The sequence below is a fragment of the Bradyrhizobium sp. TM102 genome, assembly GCF_009176685.1.
GTDB lineage: Bacteria > Pseudomonadota > Alphaproteobacteria > Rhizobiales > Xanthobacteraceae > Bradyrhizobium > Bradyrhizobium ottawaense.
This window is the reverse complement of the sequence record NZ_AP021855.1, coordinates 4,277,935-4,294,062: the sequence shown is the minus strand read 5'-3', so window position 1 is coordinate 4,294,062 and position 16,128 is coordinate 4,277,935. Positions and strand designations below refer to the sequence as shown.

14 protein-coding genes are annotated in these 16,128 nt (G+C 59.1%); 7 read left to right on the top strand and 7 right to left on the bottom strand.

What is annotated here, in order from left to right; genetic code table 11:
• Positions 1 to 13 precede the first annotated feature (13 nt).
• The 3 genes from GDN70_RS20555 to GDN70_RS20545 all read right to left on the bottom strand — a co-directional run bounded on the left by GDN70_RS20555 (position 14) and on the right by GDN70_RS20545 (position 3,091).
• On the bottom strand, positions 14 to 205 hold the full coding sequence (locus tag GDN70_RS20555; protein WP_028144630.1) for a hypothetical protein: 192 nt from the start codon (positions 203 to 205) through the stop codon (positions 14 to 16).
• 133 nt (positions 206 to 338) lie between these two features.
• Positions 339 to 1,058 (bottom strand): endonuclease/exonuclease/phosphatase family protein, encoded by a 720-nt coding sequence (locus GDN70_RS20550; RefSeq protein WP_152102979.1) that lies wholly within the window; start codon positions 1,056 to 1,058, stop codon positions 339 to 341.
• Positions 1,058 to 3,091, bottom strand: a complete 2,034-nt coding sequence (locus tag GDN70_RS20545; protein ID WP_152102978.1) for a VTT domain-containing protein — start codon at positions 3,089 to 3,091, stop codon at positions 1,058 to 1,060. The genes GDN70_RS20550 and GDN70_RS20545 overlap by 1 nt, the downstream gene beginning before the upstream one ends.
• A 271-nt stretch (positions 3,092 to 3,362) precedes the next feature.
• Here GDN70_RS20545 and GDN70_RS20540 point away from each other — a divergent pair, with 271 nt between their 5' ends.
• The gene (locus GDN70_RS20540; RefSeq protein WP_173015955.1) at positions 3,363 to 3,971 is read left to right on the top strand and encodes a hypothetical protein; all 609 of its coding nucleotides are present in this window, start codon (positions 3,363 to 3,365) and stop codon (positions 3,969 to 3,971) included.
• A gap of 203 nt (positions 3,972 to 4,174) precedes the next feature.
• Here GDN70_RS20540 and GDN70_RS20535 read toward each other — a convergent pair whose 3' ends face one another.
• From GDN70_RS20535 to GDN70_RS20520, 4 genes are all read right to left on the bottom strand, one after another.
• Positions 4,175 to 4,918 (bottom strand): cation transporter, encoded by a 744-nt coding sequence (locus GDN70_RS20535; protein WP_152102977.1) that lies wholly within the window; start codon positions 4,916 to 4,918, stop codon positions 4,175 to 4,177.
• A 228-nt stretch (positions 4,919 to 5,146) separates the two neighbouring features.
• A complete protein-coding gene (locus tag GDN70_RS20530) occupies positions 5,147 to 5,890 on the bottom strand; it encodes a DUF2786 domain-containing protein (protein ID WP_028144627.1) in 744 nt (247 codons plus the stop codon).
• A 1,010-nt stretch (positions 5,891 to 6,900) separates the two neighbouring features.
• On the bottom strand, positions 6,901 to 7,920 hold the full coding sequence (locus tag GDN70_RS20525) for a hypothetical protein (protein ID WP_152102976.1): 1,020 nt from the start codon (positions 7,918 to 7,920) through the stop codon (positions 6,901 to 6,903).
• A complete protein-coding gene (locus tag GDN70_RS20520; RefSeq protein ID WP_152102975.1) occupies positions 7,910 to 9,163 on the bottom strand; it encodes an MBL fold metallo-hydrolase in 1,254 nt (417 codons plus the stop codon). The genes GDN70_RS20525 and GDN70_RS20520 overlap by 11 nt, the downstream gene beginning before the upstream one ends.
• Positions 9,164 to 9,307: 144 nt before the next feature.
• Between GDN70_RS20520 and GDN70_RS20515 the strand changes: the two genes are divergently transcribed.
• The 6 genes from GDN70_RS20515 to GDN70_RS20490 all read left to right on the top strand — a co-directional run bounded on the left by GDN70_RS20515 (position 9,308) and on the right by GDN70_RS20490 (position 15,660).
• On the top strand, positions 9,308 to 10,042 hold the full coding sequence (locus GDN70_RS20515) for a metallophosphoesterase (protein WP_152102974.1): 735 nt from the start codon (positions 9,308 to 9,310) through the stop codon (positions 10,040 to 10,042).
• A 468-nt stretch (positions 10,043 to 10,510) separates the two neighbouring features.
• Positions 10,511 to 11,536 carry an ABC transporter substrate-binding protein gene (locus tag GDN70_RS20510; RefSeq protein WP_173015841.1) on the top strand — a complete coding sequence of 342 codons (1,026 nt, stop codon included), beginning with the start codon at positions 10,511 to 10,513 and terminating at the stop codon, positions 11,534 to 11,536.
• 27 nt (positions 11,537 to 11,563) lie between these two features.
• Positions 11,564 to 12,577: an ABC transporter substrate-binding protein gene (locus tag GDN70_RS20505; protein ID WP_152102972.1), complete on the top strand. Its 1,014-nt coding sequence runs from the start codon at positions 11,564 to 11,566 to the stop codon at positions 12,575 to 12,577.
• 124 nt (positions 12,578 to 12,701) lie between these two features.
• A complete protein-coding gene (locus tag GDN70_RS20500) occupies positions 12,702 to 14,156 on the top strand; it encodes a cell wall metabolism sensor histidine kinase WalK (RefSeq protein WP_173015840.1) in 1,455 nt (484 codons plus the stop codon).
• Positions 14,153 to 14,518: a response regulator gene (locus tag GDN70_RS20495; RefSeq protein ID WP_152102970.1), complete on the top strand. Its 366-nt coding sequence runs from the start codon at positions 14,153 to 14,155 to the stop codon at positions 14,516 to 14,518. The genes GDN70_RS20500 and GDN70_RS20495 overlap by 4 nt, the downstream gene beginning before the upstream one ends.
• 29 nt (positions 14,519 to 14,547) lie before the next feature.
• On the top strand, positions 14,548 to 15,660 hold the full coding sequence (locus tag GDN70_RS20490) for an adenylate/guanylate cyclase domain-containing protein (RefSeq protein ID WP_152102969.1): 1,113 nt from the start codon (positions 14,548 to 14,550) through the stop codon (positions 15,658 to 15,660).
• Positions 15,661 to 16,128: the final 468 nt, after the last annotated feature.

Sequence of the window (16,128 nt, the reverse complement as noted above, 5' to 3'; positions counted from 1 at the left end):
GACCCGCGCAGGATCAGGCCTTCGCCGCCGCCGCCTCGCGCGCCAGCCGTTCGGCCCTCAACCGCTCCTTGTTGGCGTAAAACGCCTTCTGCGCCTCTTCATGGTCGCGCATGGCCTTTTCGGCCTCGATCCGGCGTGCCGCATCGCGCGCCTGGCGCTGCTCGGGGGTCAGGGGTTTGCGTCGGAAGGAAAGGTCTTCAGTCATGCGGAGACAACGCAGACGCGGCGAAAGGGTTCCATAAGGTGGACCCCGCGGACCCGCAAATTGGAACTCGAGCTGTTCGCCGTGCCCGAAGGCCGCTCCAAGAAATATCGAAAAACAACCCCATGCACAGTAGCTATGCTATTGGATAATAAAGATTTTCTTGGGTTCTCGAAGGCCCCTGGATCTCAACATCGGCAATGACGGGCAGATGGTCCGAGAAGGCTCTCGCCTCCACGTCGGTCCAGACCTTCTCGATCCGGCTATCAGACGTCGCATAAATCCGGTCAAGCCGCATAAGGGGTAGGCGCGATGGGAAGGTGCGCAGCCGCGTACGGTTGGGGCAGGCCTGCGCGAGCACCCGCCGCACCGACTTGACCCAAAACCAATCGTTGAAATCGCCGAGGACGACGGTCCTTCCGGGTTTCACCAGGCTCACCAGGGTTTGTGCCTGGGCATATCGCTCGTGGATGCTCAGGCCGAGATGCGTGGCAACCACGCGCACGTCACCGACCGGCGTCAGGAGGCCAGTGGCAATGGCCCTGCGCGGCTCGCGCTCCCGATACGACACGTCGACGATTTCGGGCACCCCGGAGAACGGAAAGCGGCTCAGGAGCATCTGACCGTAGTCGCCATCCGCAGTGACAATCGACTTGGCGTGAACGCGGTGATCGCCGACGACACTCGCCAGCTTCGCAAACGGATCGTCGGACCTCGATCGCGAATCCACCTCCTGAAGCGCGACGACATCAGGGGCCCATTTGCGAAGGATGGAGCAGACCCCCTCCAGATCGAACTTCGGATTGAGATTGAACGTGCCGTGCACATTCCACGTCATGAAACGCACCGGCGCCATCAGCGCCTCCCGGCGAGCCAGGTCGCGAGGAATTGCGCGCCCGCGCAGACGCCGAGCCAGCCCAGGAACGCCAGCACCAACAGCAACATGCTGCTCCAGGATGCGTTGCGGGCCAAATCCGCGATCTGAGCCCCCAGCACGGCCATGGCAAGAATACCAGGCGTCATGCCAAGCAGGGTTCCGAGCAGGAAGTCGCGTAAAGGCAGCGTGCTCGCGCCAGCCACGACATTCACGACCGAGAACGGTGCGATGGGAATCATCCGGATGACGACGACAGCCAGGACGCCCTTGCCGACAACGCGGTCCTGGATCCGCGCGGCACGTCGTCCGAGCAACTGCTGAAGCCGCTGCCGTCCGAGGGCGCGCCCGATCACGAAAAGGATGAAGGCGCTGAGCAAGACACCGGCGATCGCCGTGGCGAAACCCAGCCATGGCCCAAGCGCGGCAGCCGTTGCTGCAATGAGCACGAGCACCGGAAACACCACCAGCCCGCCGACGACAAAAACCGCGATTGCGAGTGGCGGCCCCCAGACGGACTGGGAATAGGTCGACAGCAAATTCGAGATGCGGCCCGTGTCGGCGAAATCGCCCAAGGAGGTGTACGACCAGGCTATTGCCAAGCCAAGAAGCGCCACGGCGATCGATAAGATCCCGATGACGGTCTTCGTGCTCCACATGCGCGATGCCGCCCGCTCGAGATGAAGGGGCCGCTCAGGGTCCGCCACCGGCTGAACCATCGTGGCAAGGGTGCTGGTCGGGACTGAGGCTTCCACTGCCCGCAGCGTCTTCGGGCCATCGGCTTTCGACACCTCGTCCATAAGAGCAAGAAGACGATCGTCGTTTTGCCTGACGCTCTGTTCGTCGAGGCCACAAAAATGGGCTATCAGGCGATGCCGAACTGAAGCGACGGACTCCCGATGTTCGTCGGATACGGCTTCAAAGATCAGATCACATTCGCTGTCGGCGCCCATCGACCGGTTGTTCAAATTGGCCGAGCCGATCCTCAAGATCCTGTCATCGACGATCATGAGCTTGCTGTGCACCATCACGGCCGCTTCCGTGTCTCCCTCTCGTGAGACCGGGTAGACGAAGCGGATGCGATCTGCCACGCCGGCCTCGCTGAAGCAGTCGATGAACGCGCCACGGCCATTCTGCATGGCCTGGGATTCCAGCCACGAGGAATGCAGTTTTGGAGCGACGACCAGAACCCGGAGCGACGGCACGCGCTGCATCTGCTCCGCCAACTCACGCGCGATCTTGATGGCGCTGGTGAACTGGTTCTCGATGTAGATAAAGCTCGTCGCGGAACGGATCGCTGCAATCAAGGAGCGTTCGACCTCCCTGATGGTCGAACCTGCAGGACAGACCACCTCGGTCCGGGCGATCCCAACCGGCATGAGCTCAGCCTCGACCGGCACATCCGCCGGCCAGCGCATCCCCTTTTGCGCACGCCGATCCTGCATCTGTAGGCCTGCCGCGCGCCAGCGCTCCTCGGCCAGCTCGAACAGCGAGGCGGCAGCATCCCCGTCGACCACGCATTGAACATCATGAAACGGCGGGTATGGCTGGCCCTGGGGGTCGCAGCGCAGTTCGTGATCGGCGCGATGGTCGCTCGTGTCCCAGCGCCTGATCGTCAGATCGAGCCCGCCGACGAACGCCAGCGAACCATCGATACAGACGATCTTCTGGTGCTGGGCCGAACCGAACGGAAGCGTGGAGTCCAGATGAAATCGGACTCGGCCGTCCGTGTCGGCGGTGAATTTGGCCGCGGAATTCCATTCCCGTTCGGAGGCGTAGAACGAGACGAAGTCCCAGACGAGAATGTTGATCCGCAGGTCCGGCCGGCGGTGCACGAGGGCACGCAGAAATGGGCCGAGCAGTTCCGACAAGCCGTCGTCCGCCCGCCCCGACGCTCCGACCAGCCGGGTCTCGCTGTGGATGTCCCACCCGATGATGTAGACGATATCTTCCGCCGCGAGCAGCGCCTCGCGCAGGGCCGCGAAATAAGCGGCAGCATCGTTCAGAACCGCCACGTGCCGCGCCTTGCACCGCCGCCAGACGGTGTCGCCGGGGATCAGGGTGGATGAGCTCTGAAGCAGGTGGACCTCGCAATCGCATTCGCGTCTAAACGCGCTGAACGCTCAAGGGGTTCCACAAATCCAGGAGGTCGAGGTTGTCTGGCGCTGGGTCTGCGCTGTGCGAAGCCGCCGTCGCAATTTCGTGAGATCACGATCATTGAGACAGGTCAATACGAGCAAGCCGAAGCTCTGGGAACCTGCCGTCGGCAAGCAGATGGAGACGGCCATGTCACAGCAGAGCAGCATGCACTTCTACCTCAATTGGGCCAAGGAGCGGATCGACGAGATGGACGCCGCATTGGCCTCGTTCGAGGTCAAGGCCGGTCAGGCCAAGGCAGAGTCCAAGGTGAAGACGGATCAACTTCTGTCCGATCTGACGACGCGCCGTGACGCGTTTCAGGCGATGCTCAAGACCCAGGCGGAAGCAGGTGAAGCCGCCTGGACGGACGCCAAGGCTGACCTGGAGAAGCAGTGGGCTGGATTCGAAGCCCAGGTAAAAACCTACTTCGAAGGCGCCGGAAAACAGTTCGAGCAGCAGCAGGCCACCTTCAAGGACGTTGCAGCGGCCCAGGCAAAGGCGTGGCGCGAAGCGGCGGACAAATTCCGCGAAGCCGCGGGTAAAGTGGCTGCAGCCCGCACCGTCGATGTCGATGCCGCGCTCCAGCAGATGAAATCCGATGCGTCCGAAGCAGAAGCGCGTCTGCAGAAGCTGAAGCAGGCCGGCAGCGAATCTTGGTCGGTCCTGAGCGCCGCGCTCGCCGAATCCCGCAAGGCGTTCGACCAGGCGAACCAGGCCGCCTGGAACGCGCTGAAGGGCGGCGATCCGAAGAGCTGAGGCTTTCTCTCCAGTCGAGCTGCCCGTCAGAACAGACGGGGGGACTCAAGCGTGTGGGGCCACGGCTGCGCGAGGAAGGGTGCAGATCATCCGCCTTCCTCGTACGCTTTGGTCAATGCTCAGGTGTTCAAGAGTCGCACGTTCTAGGCATCACTGTTCATGTTGGCGGACAAGCTTCCAATCTTAATTAGCCGCCCGAGTTGTCAACGAGCGGCAGCGGTCTGCTGGCTTGCGGAGTTATCCGCGTTGAACTCGCTCCAAGCCTGTCGGAGTATCTGGATCGAGGAGGTCAGGAAGATGCCACCCATCACGGCAGCGACGAGGAGGTCGGGCCAAGCTGTGTCGGTCCCCCAAACGCCCAAGGCGGCGACCATCACGATCACGTTGCCTATTGCGTCGTTTCGCGAGCAGAGCCAAACAGACCGGACGTTCGCGTCCCCGTCCTTGTACGGCCTGAGCATCAAGACCGAACCGAGATTGGCCGCAAGAGCAAGAAATCCAATCACTCCCATGACTTCTGCTTTTGGCGTACCGAGAATGAGCGTTTGGTAGACAGTCGACCCGACAACCCAGAGCGCCATCACGCTGAGAGAGAGACCCTTGAAAAGGGCGGCTGTAGCTCGGCGTCGCAGGCTCGCCCCGATCACGGCCAAGCTGAGCCCATACGTCACCGTGTCACCAAGAAAATCCAGAGCATCGGCTTTCAGCGCCTGTGAACCTGCCAATTGCCCAGCAAGCATCTCGATCAAGAACATCGAGCCGTTGACGGCGATTACCGTCCAGAGGACCCGCTTGTACGTGGGGTCCATTCCGTCGAAGACCGGAACACCGCCGGAACAACCACACGCCGCCTCTGCGGACCCGCACTCTGTGCGCCGAACAGGTTCGAGGTTCAATGGTGGGGGGCTGCAGCAAGAGCCGCTCTGTTCGCAGCGGTCCGTCGCCATGATGTCGGTCCTCACTTCGTGCCGAACCTACCAGCTACTGACGCTTCGCGGTAGCTGCTGTTCCACTTCGAGTCCGGTGCCGGCTGCGCGACGAAGTCGCTACCGCCCCTCGTCGCTTCCGCTCTCACAGTCTCCGCCGAATTACGGTGACGCTGCATGTTATCAGCACGCCGGCAGCATAGACGACCGACATCGCCATGCTCTCGACTCCGGCCGAAGCCGCGCCCCTCAGCTTCCCTTGCGAGCGGTCTCTGACTGCGACTCGCCAAGGCCGGGATTGATGGCCAGCGACGCGCCGGCGGCGCCGCCGGCTTCATAGGCCGTCATCGACACCATCCGGCTGGTGCTGCGCGCGGTCCGGAGCTTGAGGTCGAGCTTGTCTAATTCTGCATCGACCACCGAGGTCTTGAGGACGACCAGCCCGCGACCGGTGCTTTCGTTGACCTGATCGCGACTGGCCTTCATCGCCACCAGCCTTTGCGCGATGGACGCCACCATCCCGAGCGCGAAGGAGGCATTGGCCAGATGCCGCTCCTGGTGCCGGAACCGGGCGTAGTCGACCGAGGTCTTGAAGCGGCCAAGTTCGGCGCGCACGGCGCCGTCGATCAATTCGGCCAGGTAATGCGCGACCTCGACATCGGCGCCGAGACCGAAGAACACATAGATGTTCTCGCCGGCCGGGTTCTTCTCGCGCCAGACCCGGCAATCGCAGAAATGAGCGATCGCGCCGATGCAGTCGTCGAGCGGAATTCGCTTCTTGCGATAGGTCTCATAGACCCTCCGTTCGCACGGCGAGGCGCGCAGCTCGACGTCGGAGAGTGACAAATCGTGGCGATCCAGCAGCTCGGCGACCTTGGCGGCGGCAGACAGCGCCTCGTCCTCGGTGCAGCCATTGGCGATGGTCTTGGCGCGCAACGCCTGAATGCGGAGCTTGAGCTTGCCGAGCCCGTCCGGATTTAACGCCTGGTCCACCGATCACCTGCTCGGGAAAGCCCGACCGAGAGACCCCGTTCGGATAGACTGGCGGAAGGGGTGTCCTGTCAATTATGCTGAAATCGCTCGACTTTTTGCGACAGCGTCGCGAGCATTCTACGGTCCAAACCACGGCTTGATTGACGGTCTCGCAACCGTAGTTTCCAGCAGAGGGGCGGCGCCGGAGCCCCTCGTCTCCAGCCAGACCTTGGGCACCTGCTCCTCAAAATCGTTTGTATCTTGGGGGTTGGGTTATTGGCTAAGTTCAACTATTTGTTGGCCTAACAGCTAACTGAATGAATTCGGCAGAGAGCATCGATGTCACAAGTCACTCTGACCACTACGCACACTATCGACCTCCCATATGAGATCGATCATCTTCGCGCTGCTTATCGACTGCTCCCGCAGTACGGGTCACGGGATCCGCACCTACGGAACTTGATCATTGAAGGCTTCTGGCTTCACGCTCGTAATCTCATTGAGATGTTTCTGGGTAAGCGAAACGCAACAGATCCTAAACTCGTAGCACCCAACTACTCGCCGAATGATCAAGCGAAACTGCAGAGCTACTATGGGAAGATCTGCAATCAGATCACTCATCTCGATGATGGCAGACCGGTAGCTGACGGTGGCAAGTTGGACTGTGGCGATCCCAGCCTTATCATTTGGCTCGAGGACGAGATCGCGCACTTCCTGGCCCAAGTGGATCCCGGTCTCTCAGCTCACCTCGGACCGGAACAAATAGGACTTCCGATGGGACCGTTGGGACCGTCCCTTAGCGCGACCAACGCGCCAACCGTGCACGGCTGGACGGGTCCGGCGGGGCCTGGCAACAGCGCCACCTAAGAGCGCGACTCTTTCAGATAATAGGCAGTAGACACGGCGAGTGTGATCGTCGAGCCGGACCTGCCCATCAAGCGAGCGATCAGATGATCTCTAAAGCCTCCCGCATTCGATGACACTGGACGTGGATCGACGTTTAGAGGCTTAGTTGCTCTCGCGGGGAGCCATCAGCCGCTCGAAACAGTCCATTCCGTCCTCGCCCGCACGACGTCATTCGCCAGCTCGAAGGCGCCGGGATCGCCCTTGGCGATGGTCCTTACGCCCGCTTTTTTCAGCTCCAACCGCTTGTTCTTGATCCGGCCTTTTTTCTCATCCTCGCCGAAATCGTAGATCAGGAGATAAACGTGCGGATGAATTGACAGCTCGAGCTTCCCTTCGGCGACCCGTTTGACGAGATCATCGACCCGCCTGCCCGGGCTTTGTTCACTGATCTCCACCAGATTCATGCAGACCCTGACGTAGCCCTCAATAAGGCTTTCCTGGATTTCTTTGGTCTGAATGAACTGCTCGTACTTCCTGACTTGAGCGATAACGGCAGTCAAACGCTCCGAAGGAGGATGGCTTTTTACTCCCTTGGGAAGCTTTTCTAGGCCCCACAATTCGGGATTGTCCGCGCACTTCGCTTCGCAGAAGACTAGCTCGGCCTTGCCCGGCTCCGCCTGCACCAAAACGGCGATGTCCATCCGCGGCGCAGACAGATCGCCGTTCTCTGCGGCCTTCGTGAAGGCAATTTCGAGATCAATGACCTTCGGTTCGTTCCTGGCGATCTTGTGCACGCCGCTTTTCTCCGGCCCAGCAAATCGTGCAGCCGTCTTGATCAGTTGCGGCAAGGTCAGCTTGGACTCATACTCGGTGTTCACGATGGTCCTCGGGTCGAGTTTGAACTCCTTTCCGTCGAACGACACGTAGGGATCCTTTTTCTCAAGATCCGGCTTCACTAGGTATTTGTAGTGGATGGCTAGGCGGGGCTGGCCGGCATCGCTGCTGCCTTTCCCGAAAGCAATCTTGAAGACGCTCTGACCCTTGACATAGGCATTCAGGTATCCGTTTCGGACTGCCAGCAGCAAGTCCTCGCTCTCCAGAACGTCCTTCCACCAATTGTCGGCCGATTTCTCCGCAAGTCCCTTCAGACCTGAGATCTGCGAGCCAGACAGTCCGCGCTTCAGGAAGTTCAGTTCAGACGCCAATCCATTCACCATCGTTTGCCAATTCCACGTTGCTAAAAAGTTCCGGAAACCGAAGCCGTTCAAAGGTATGGATGGGGATCAGGCGTTTCGCCGCCACTGCGGCGGCGAGACGCTTCAGGTCGGACGGACCAGCGTGTCCCGAGGTATGGACCGTTTCGAACGGGATGCCGCGGCGTTCGCAATCGGCCTGCAGGGCCGCTCCGGCCTGGCCGTCGGCCAGATAGCCATCCCATTGCGACCAGAACACCCGCGCTCCCGTGAGCGCGTTGGCTTGCGCGAGATCGGACATCATCCAGCCCCGAAACAGCATGACCGAGCGCGGCGCGCTCCCGGCGAGTTGCCCGGGCCATACCCGAAAACCGCGATAGCCGTCGACCAGGGCGGCGATCCCCTTGGCTTTCAACTGAACGCGCTGCCTTTGCGGGATGTAGACCGCAAGGTTCGACCATCCCGGCGCGGGCTGGGGAATGCTGTCGTGTCCCGTGGCCTTCAGCACTTCGGCGGCGTAGGCATCGATGACGAGGCTGCGGCCCGTTCGCTTCGCCGCGCGATAGATCGTGACCAACCGGTCGATGTTCTGGGCCGAGCAGGCGACCAGCGCGAAGCCTTCGGTCTGCTCGAACCGCGCGACGAATGTCTCCTCAAGGTCCTTCTCGGACGGAAACGTCGCGTCATTAGCCAAACGACCGAGGCTCGATCCTTCCATCAACATGAGGTCGATGTCGCGGGGCGGATCGCTGATCAGCGCGTCGAACAGCCTGCCCTTGCGGCCGTGGGCGCGCAGATCGCCAGAATAGAACACGCGCTTGCCACCGGATGAGATTTCCATGGCGTAGGCATCGAAGCCCGAATGGTCCACGAGGCGGGGCGTAACGGTGAAGGGGCCAAGCTGAATCGGCTTGCGGTGCTCGAGGTGGTGACTTGCCTTCAAGGCCACGGCATCGGGAACGAAATCGGCGGCCGCCCGGATGATGCTCTCGGTCGCCTGTCCCATGATGAGCGGAATTGCAGGGTTTACCTTCGGCACCAGGCCCCAATGGTCCCGATGACCATGGGACAGGACGACACCGAGAAGGCTGCCACTGGGGGCGGAAAGCCCATCGACGTCGGGCAGCGGTGTGGAAGCAAGGTCCTTGGCGTCTAGCGGAAGACCGAGATCGAGCAGAATTCGGGCCCCCTCGCTCTCCAACTCGATGCAAGTGCCGCCAATCTCCCGCGTACCCCGATGGATTCGCAATCTCACTACGCGACCTCGCCCCCGCTCAATCCAATCGTATTCAATCGAGGCCCCGAGAAATTCACACGTTATGGAATATTCTCAAAAATATTTGCCTGGCGAAGACCCCCCTGCTGATGTCACCTAGATTGATTGCAATGGACGGTCAATATGAACGAACGAATGACCTTCGCGATTGGAGACATCCACGGATGCTTCGAGGAGCTCAGGTCTCTGCTCGAAATCTGCCGAAGCAGCGCGGGCGCCATTGCGCACGATTTCCTGTTCCTGGGCGACTATGTCGACAGGGGGCCCGCCTCCGACCAGGTGATTGCTTATCTGATGCGAGAACAGGCCAGCGCCCCGTCGCGATTCCGTTGCCTCATGGGGAATCACGACCATATGCTTTGCCTCGCCGCGGATCGGAGCCGCGCCGATGCCGAACTCATTCAGTGGTGGACGAATGGCGGCGAGCAGACACTGGATGCCTACGGCATGGACGACCCCTCCGATCTTCCGGGGGAGCACCTCGCGTGGATGAGAGCGTTGCCTCTGCAATTTCGCGACGAGTACAGGTTGTTCGTTCATGCCGGAGTAAGACCCGGCGTTGCCTTGGAGGCCCAGTCCAAGGACGACATGTTGTGGATACGTGAGCCGTTCCTGTCCTCAAGGCTGTGGCACGGAGCTCTCGTGGTGCACGGCCATACACCAACGGCAACCCGTGCTCCCGACGTTCAAGCCAATCACGTCAACCTCGATACGGGAGCTTGCTTCGGGGGACCTCTTACGGCAGCAGCATTTGGTCCAACACAGTCAGCGCCTCTGTTTTTTCTCAACAGCGACGGATTGAAGTTTGAACTGAAGCCCGAGCCCGCAACACGGCGAACTCCAAAGAGCTTCTCGTGATTTACGAGTCTGAGAAATGCTCTGTCCGAGCCGCCCTCCCCCGCGCGTCTGCTTTGATGGGCGCTTATGCTGGTTTACGAGATTCAAGACATCACGCCAGGCAAAATGCGCCGATTCGTAGCTCTTCACCGTAGCTCCCCAGAACACTCCAAGCTCGCTTTCGGAAGACTGGCGAATATTCAATGGCTTGGCTGTAGTAGTTTGGAGGAGTGGATATCCTCTGAGTTTCGATGATTGAGGATTACCGCCCCTGGTCGTGACCCGAAGCCAACTACAGGAGTCGACATACCCTACAAGACATCGACGCTTGAAAGATTATTGGACTGCGGGAAACGTCAGACGACCAGTCGTATCCGGCACGTCCTTACCATGCTATCTATGTGCCAAGCGGGGCCGTTTTGTGCCACGCAAATCACATCGGTCCGACGCCCCCGCAGTTGCCGCAACGGTGGTTTCGAGGAGGTTCCGATGTTTGCGAACCGTCGCGATTTCCTATTGTCAGGAGCCTGCGCCGCTTCCGCGGCTCTATTCGGGAGTGCGGCCGCTCGGCTCAAGGCCCAACAAACCGAGCCCCCGCCAGAAACCACCACAGTCCGCCTCGCGAAGGGCCCAAGCATCTGCATCGCACCTGTCTACGTGGTAAGCGACCTGCTAAATGCCGAGGGCTTCACCAACGTCGTTTATGTCGAAACCGGCACGTACACTGGTAGTGGCGCGTCGCAGGATAAAGCTATCTGGAAAAGCGATGTTGACTTCAACCTAAATTTCTCTGGTCCCCTTCTTCTGGAGATCGATAAAGGCTTGAGCACTACGATTCTGGCCGGGATTCATGTCGGCTGCTTCGAGCTATTCGCCAGGGATGGCATACGCAGCGTCGCCGACCTCAAGGGTCGAACCGTCGGCATTCAATCGCTAGAGTCGCCTCCGCATGTGTTCTTGAGCGCGATGGCTACACTTGTTGGACTCGATCCAAACAAAGATTTCGAGTGGGTGACGAGCGCGAAGGTCAAGCCGATCGAATTGTTCGCCGAGGGAAAGATAGACGCCTTTCTTGGATTTCCCCCAGAGCCTCAACGTTTGCGCGCGCAGAACATCGGTCATGTTATCGTCAACAGCGCGCAGGATCGCCCTTGGTCGCAGTATTTTTGCTGCATGTTGGCTGGGAATCGGGAATTTGTCCGGAAGAACCCCGTGGCCACCAAACGGCTGGTTCGCGCCATGCTGCGGGCGACGGATCTATGCGTGAGCGAGCCAGCTCTTACTGCCCAGCGCATAGTAGAAAGAGGGTCCACAGCCCGCTTGAACGACGCCGTTCAAACACTTGCGGAGGTGCCCTACAACCGCTGGCGCGACTACGATCCCGAGGACACTATCCGCTTCTACGCGCTCCGTCTGCGCGAAGCAGGGATGCTGAAATCAAACCCTGCGAAACTCATCGCGGACGGGACCAACTGGCGGTTCCTGAGCGAAGTTCGACGTGAACTTGGAGGCTGATTCCGAGGCAATCTCGAGGAGGTTCTTATGGATACGAACCGTCGCGACTTGCTGTTGACTGGGGCCTGTGCTGCGTCCATTGCCCTTTTCTGGAGCGCTAGCGCTCGGCTCAGCGCCGAACAGCCCAATCCGCCACCAGAGACAACAACAATCCGCCTTGCGAAGAATCCGAGCATCTGCATTGCTCCTCAGTACGTGCTGAGCGACCTCTTGAATGCCGAGGGATTCACAAACGTCGTTTACGTAGACTCTGATGCAGGCGTGGAACAAACCAAAGCAATAGCGAAGGGCGACATCGATTTCACCTTGCATTTCTCCGGTCCACTTCTTCTCGAGATCGATCGGGGTGCAAGCATTACCGTTGTGGCTGGGGTTCATGTCGGCTGCTTTGAGTTATTCGCCAAGGAGGACATACGCAGCGTCGCCGATCTGAAGGGTCGAACCGTTGGCCAGCAGGGGGTCGGAAGTAGCCCGCACGTTTTCATCAGCGCGATGGCGACGCTCGTCGGACTCGATCCTGCCAAGGATATCGAGTGGGTGACGAGCGCGTCAGTCAAACCGATCGAGTTGTTTGCTGCGGGCAAGATCGACGCCTTCCTCGGATTTCCGCCCGAACCACAGCGCTTGCGCGCGCAGCACATCGGCCATGTTATCGTCAACAGTGCCCTGGATCGCCCATGGTCGCAGTATTTTTGCTGCATGTTGGCGGGTAACCGCGAATTCGTCCGAAAGAATCCCGTCGCGACCAAGCGCGTGGTTCGTGCCATGTTGCGCGCGACGGATTTGTGCGTTAGCGAACCGGCTCTGGTTGCCCAGCGCATGGTAGACAGGGGTTTCACGCCCCGCCACGATTATGCCATTCAGACATTAGCGGACGTACCCTACAACCGCTGGCGAGACTACGATCCCGAAGATACGATCCGTTTTTACGCACTTCGTCTGCGCGAAGCGAAGATGCTGAAATCGAACCCTGCGAAAATTATCGCGGATGCCGTCGATTGGCGGTTCCTCAACGAGGTTCGACGTGAACTTGGAAGCTGACCCCACTTCGTTTCTTGGTCAACGCGAACTGGCTGCAACATCGCGAGCAAGTGGGGGCAGAGCGTCAGTGAAGGGCGCTCTCTTCGGCTTCGCATCGCGACCTTCACTCCGCACAAAGTTGCTGATGGCCTTCCTCGTCATCGAGGCACTCTTGGTCTCGGTTGGGCTTATTGGCCTTCTTTCCTTGCGGGAAGCTGATCAGAGGGCGAACCAGGTCGTCGCCCTGCAGCACAAGATCGAAGCGTACCGACAAATGCAACACGCAACGCTTCGACAGCTTTACGTCGTCTCCACGGCTCTCGCGTTTCCGAACGAAACGACATTGGCCGTTGCGCTGCGGCAGATCAACCAGTTTGGCTACGACCTTGACCGTGTCTCGTTCGTCGCAAAAGATGAAGTGGCGCTGCTCAATCAGTTGCGCGAAGAGTATGGTCGCTTCATTGCTGTAGTCTCACACATCGTCGATCTCATCCGCAATAGGCAAACGACTGAGGCCAAACAGAGCGAACTCCTGGAGCTCAGCCCCCTCGCGGACAAGTTGGAACGGTTGACCAATCAATTGGTCAACCGGGCTGAAGCTGACATGGTGGCTGGCATAGATGCGAGCCAGAAAACCTATGTTAGATCTCAGCTACTTGTCGGCGCCGTCGCGCTCGCAAGTTTCATACTTACGCTGGTCTTAGGACATGCGATCTCCCGATCGGTGATTGACCCAGTCCGCATCATCCACAACGGTTTGAATCGAATAGCGGCTGGTGACTTCAGCCAGCGCATCGAGGTTCCCAATCGGGACGAACTTGGGGAGCTTGCGGCGCACGTCAACTTAACCTGCAAAGAGCTGCAGCAGCTCTACGAAAACCTTGCGGAGGCGAGCCGACACAAATCGCAGTTTCTTGCAAACATGAGCCATGAACTTCGGACGCCGCTGAACGCGGTGCTCGGCTTTTCGGAGCTCCTGCTCGACGGCATATACGGCGATCCTCCGGAAAAAATGCGGTCAGCCCTTGAACGGATCCAACGGAACGGCAGACATTTGCTTGGGCTGATCAACGATGTCCTCGATCTCTCCAAGATTGAAGCCGGACAGCTTCGCCTCTGTTTGGCCGACTATTCCGTGGAAGAACTGCTTAGTGGTGTTTACGCCTCCGTTGAGTCCCTCGCCGCCGAAAAGAATTTAGGATTGAAAATTTCTGTTCCTGGTGGCCTACCGCCGGCGCGGGGAGACGAACGCAGGCTGGCTCAGGTTCTGCTCAATCTTGTTGGTAATGCGATCAAATTTACCGAGGCGGGAGAGGTTCGGATCGAGGTCGAGGCCAAAGGAGACTCCTACACATTCTCCGTCCAGGACACGGGCCCGGGCATTGACGAAGCCGATCAAGCAAAAATCTTCCAAGAATTTCAGCAGGTCGACAATTCAATCACCAAGGCAAAGGGAGGCGCGGGATTGGGCCTCGCCATCGCAAAGCTCATTGTGGAGATGCATGGTGGGCGGATCTGGGTAGAATCCCGTCCCGGTCGCGGCGCAAAATTCTCCTTCTGGGTGCAAGCCCGGCTTGAGCAACAGGCGACACAGACATGAGCAAGCGCGTATTGGTGGTCGAAGATCAGGAGGATAATCGGCAAATTCTGCGCGATCTCCTTGCGAGCGCCGGTTACGAAATGATTGAAGCGTACGACGGCGAAGAAGCGCTCATAGCGGCGCGAAGCGAAAAGCCAGACCTTATTTTGATGGATATCCAACTGCCCAATCTTGACGGCTACGAGGCGACGCGGCGCATAAAAGCACAAGCGGACCTCCAGCATATTCCAATCATAGTGGTTACCTCCTACGCGCTTAGCGGGGATGAAGAAAAGGCGCGCGCGGCAGGTTGCGATGCCTATGTCGCGAAGCCCTACAGCGCACGAAAACTACTCGAAATGATCAATGGATACCTGACATAGGTTCCAGTGCGCGTCGACCGGGAACGGAAATGCATGATCCACCTCAAATCTTGATTGCAGACGACAACGAGAATAATCGTTGCATTCTTGTCGCGCGCCTCGCCGCAGAGGGGTATGAGACAAGGGAGGCTGAAGACGGCGAGAGAGCGCTTGCGGTCGCGCGCGAGGTTACGCCGGACGTCATTCTGCTCGACGTGATGATGCCCAAAATCGATGGCTTTGAGGTCTGTCGGCGATTAAAGCGCGATGCTTCGCTGGGGTTTGTTCCAATCATCATGGTTACGGCGCGAGCCGATTCAAAGGATGTTGTCACGGGACTTAACGCAGGCGCCGACGAGTATTTGACCAAACCTGTCGACCATGCAGCGCTGATTGCCCGTGTGCACTCCATGCTCCGTATTAAAGAACTGCACGATCGATCAGAAGCCCAGGCGGCCGAACTCGCGTCGTGGAATAGAACGCTTGAGCAGCGTGTCGCCGAACAGATCGCACAGATCGAACGTGTTAGTCGTTTGAAGCGTTTCCTTTCCCCGCAGATCGCAGAACTCATCCTTTCTTCTTCGCCAAATGAGTCCCTGGCGACCCATCGCAGACAGGTGACGATAGTCTTCTGTGACTTGCGAGGATTTACCGCCTTCTCAGAAATTGCCGAGCCCGAGGAGGTGATGGCCGTTATGAGCGAGTATCACACAGCTCTGGGCTCTCTCGTCCATGAGTTTGAAGGCACGTTGGAGCGATTTATGGGGGACGGAATCATGGTAATTTTCGGAGATCCGATTCCTTGTCCCGATCCGTGCGCACGAGCTGTTCAAATGGCGGTCGCGATGCGGACCCGTCTATCTGAATTGTCCAGCAAATGGCGGCGGGAAAGCCACGAACTTGGTTTTGGGATCGGCATCGCACATGGATATGCAACGCTCGGCCCTATCGGGTTCGAGGGCCGCTCCGAGTACAGCGCGATCGGGACAGTGGTCAATCTCGCGGCCCGGCTGTGCGCGGAAGCGCGCGATGGCCAGATTTTGATCGATAGCAAGGTGCGCGCGGCGATCGACGAGAGAACGACCACACAGCCGGTAGGCGAACTAACGCTCAAGGGCTTACATCGTCCTATCACCGCCTACAACGTACTTGGGACGACTTGAGTATGTGTCAATAATCAATTGCGCTGCGTGACCCATCTAGGCCCGCCGGCAGTCGACCAGAGCGAAGCTTGAGATCATTTGAACTCGGCCTTGAGCCAGCCTTATTCGTTTAGGGGGCGCGTAGTTGCGGGGAGGCTTACCGCGTCTGCTTATGGCCGATTCTGTTGAAAATGCCCTATGTGGGCGCATTCCTATTTTTAGGGCCTACCGATGCGGTCGACGCCGTTAGACACGGTGGACCGCGTCAATACAGCCTGGATCGCTCTGCGATCTTCCTAGCTTTGCCGCGAACGGTTTTGTTGCCGGAGTTCACCCGGCGCTGATTTCAGCAAGATTGTGCGCCGGTACTATTTTCGACTTTTCAACAGCATCGGCCCTTCGGAGACCTCCACTACCTCTCCATTGTCCGCTCCACGCCGAGAGCCGACAAGCTCACGATAAGTTATCGAAAGCGTCAGCCAATTCTTG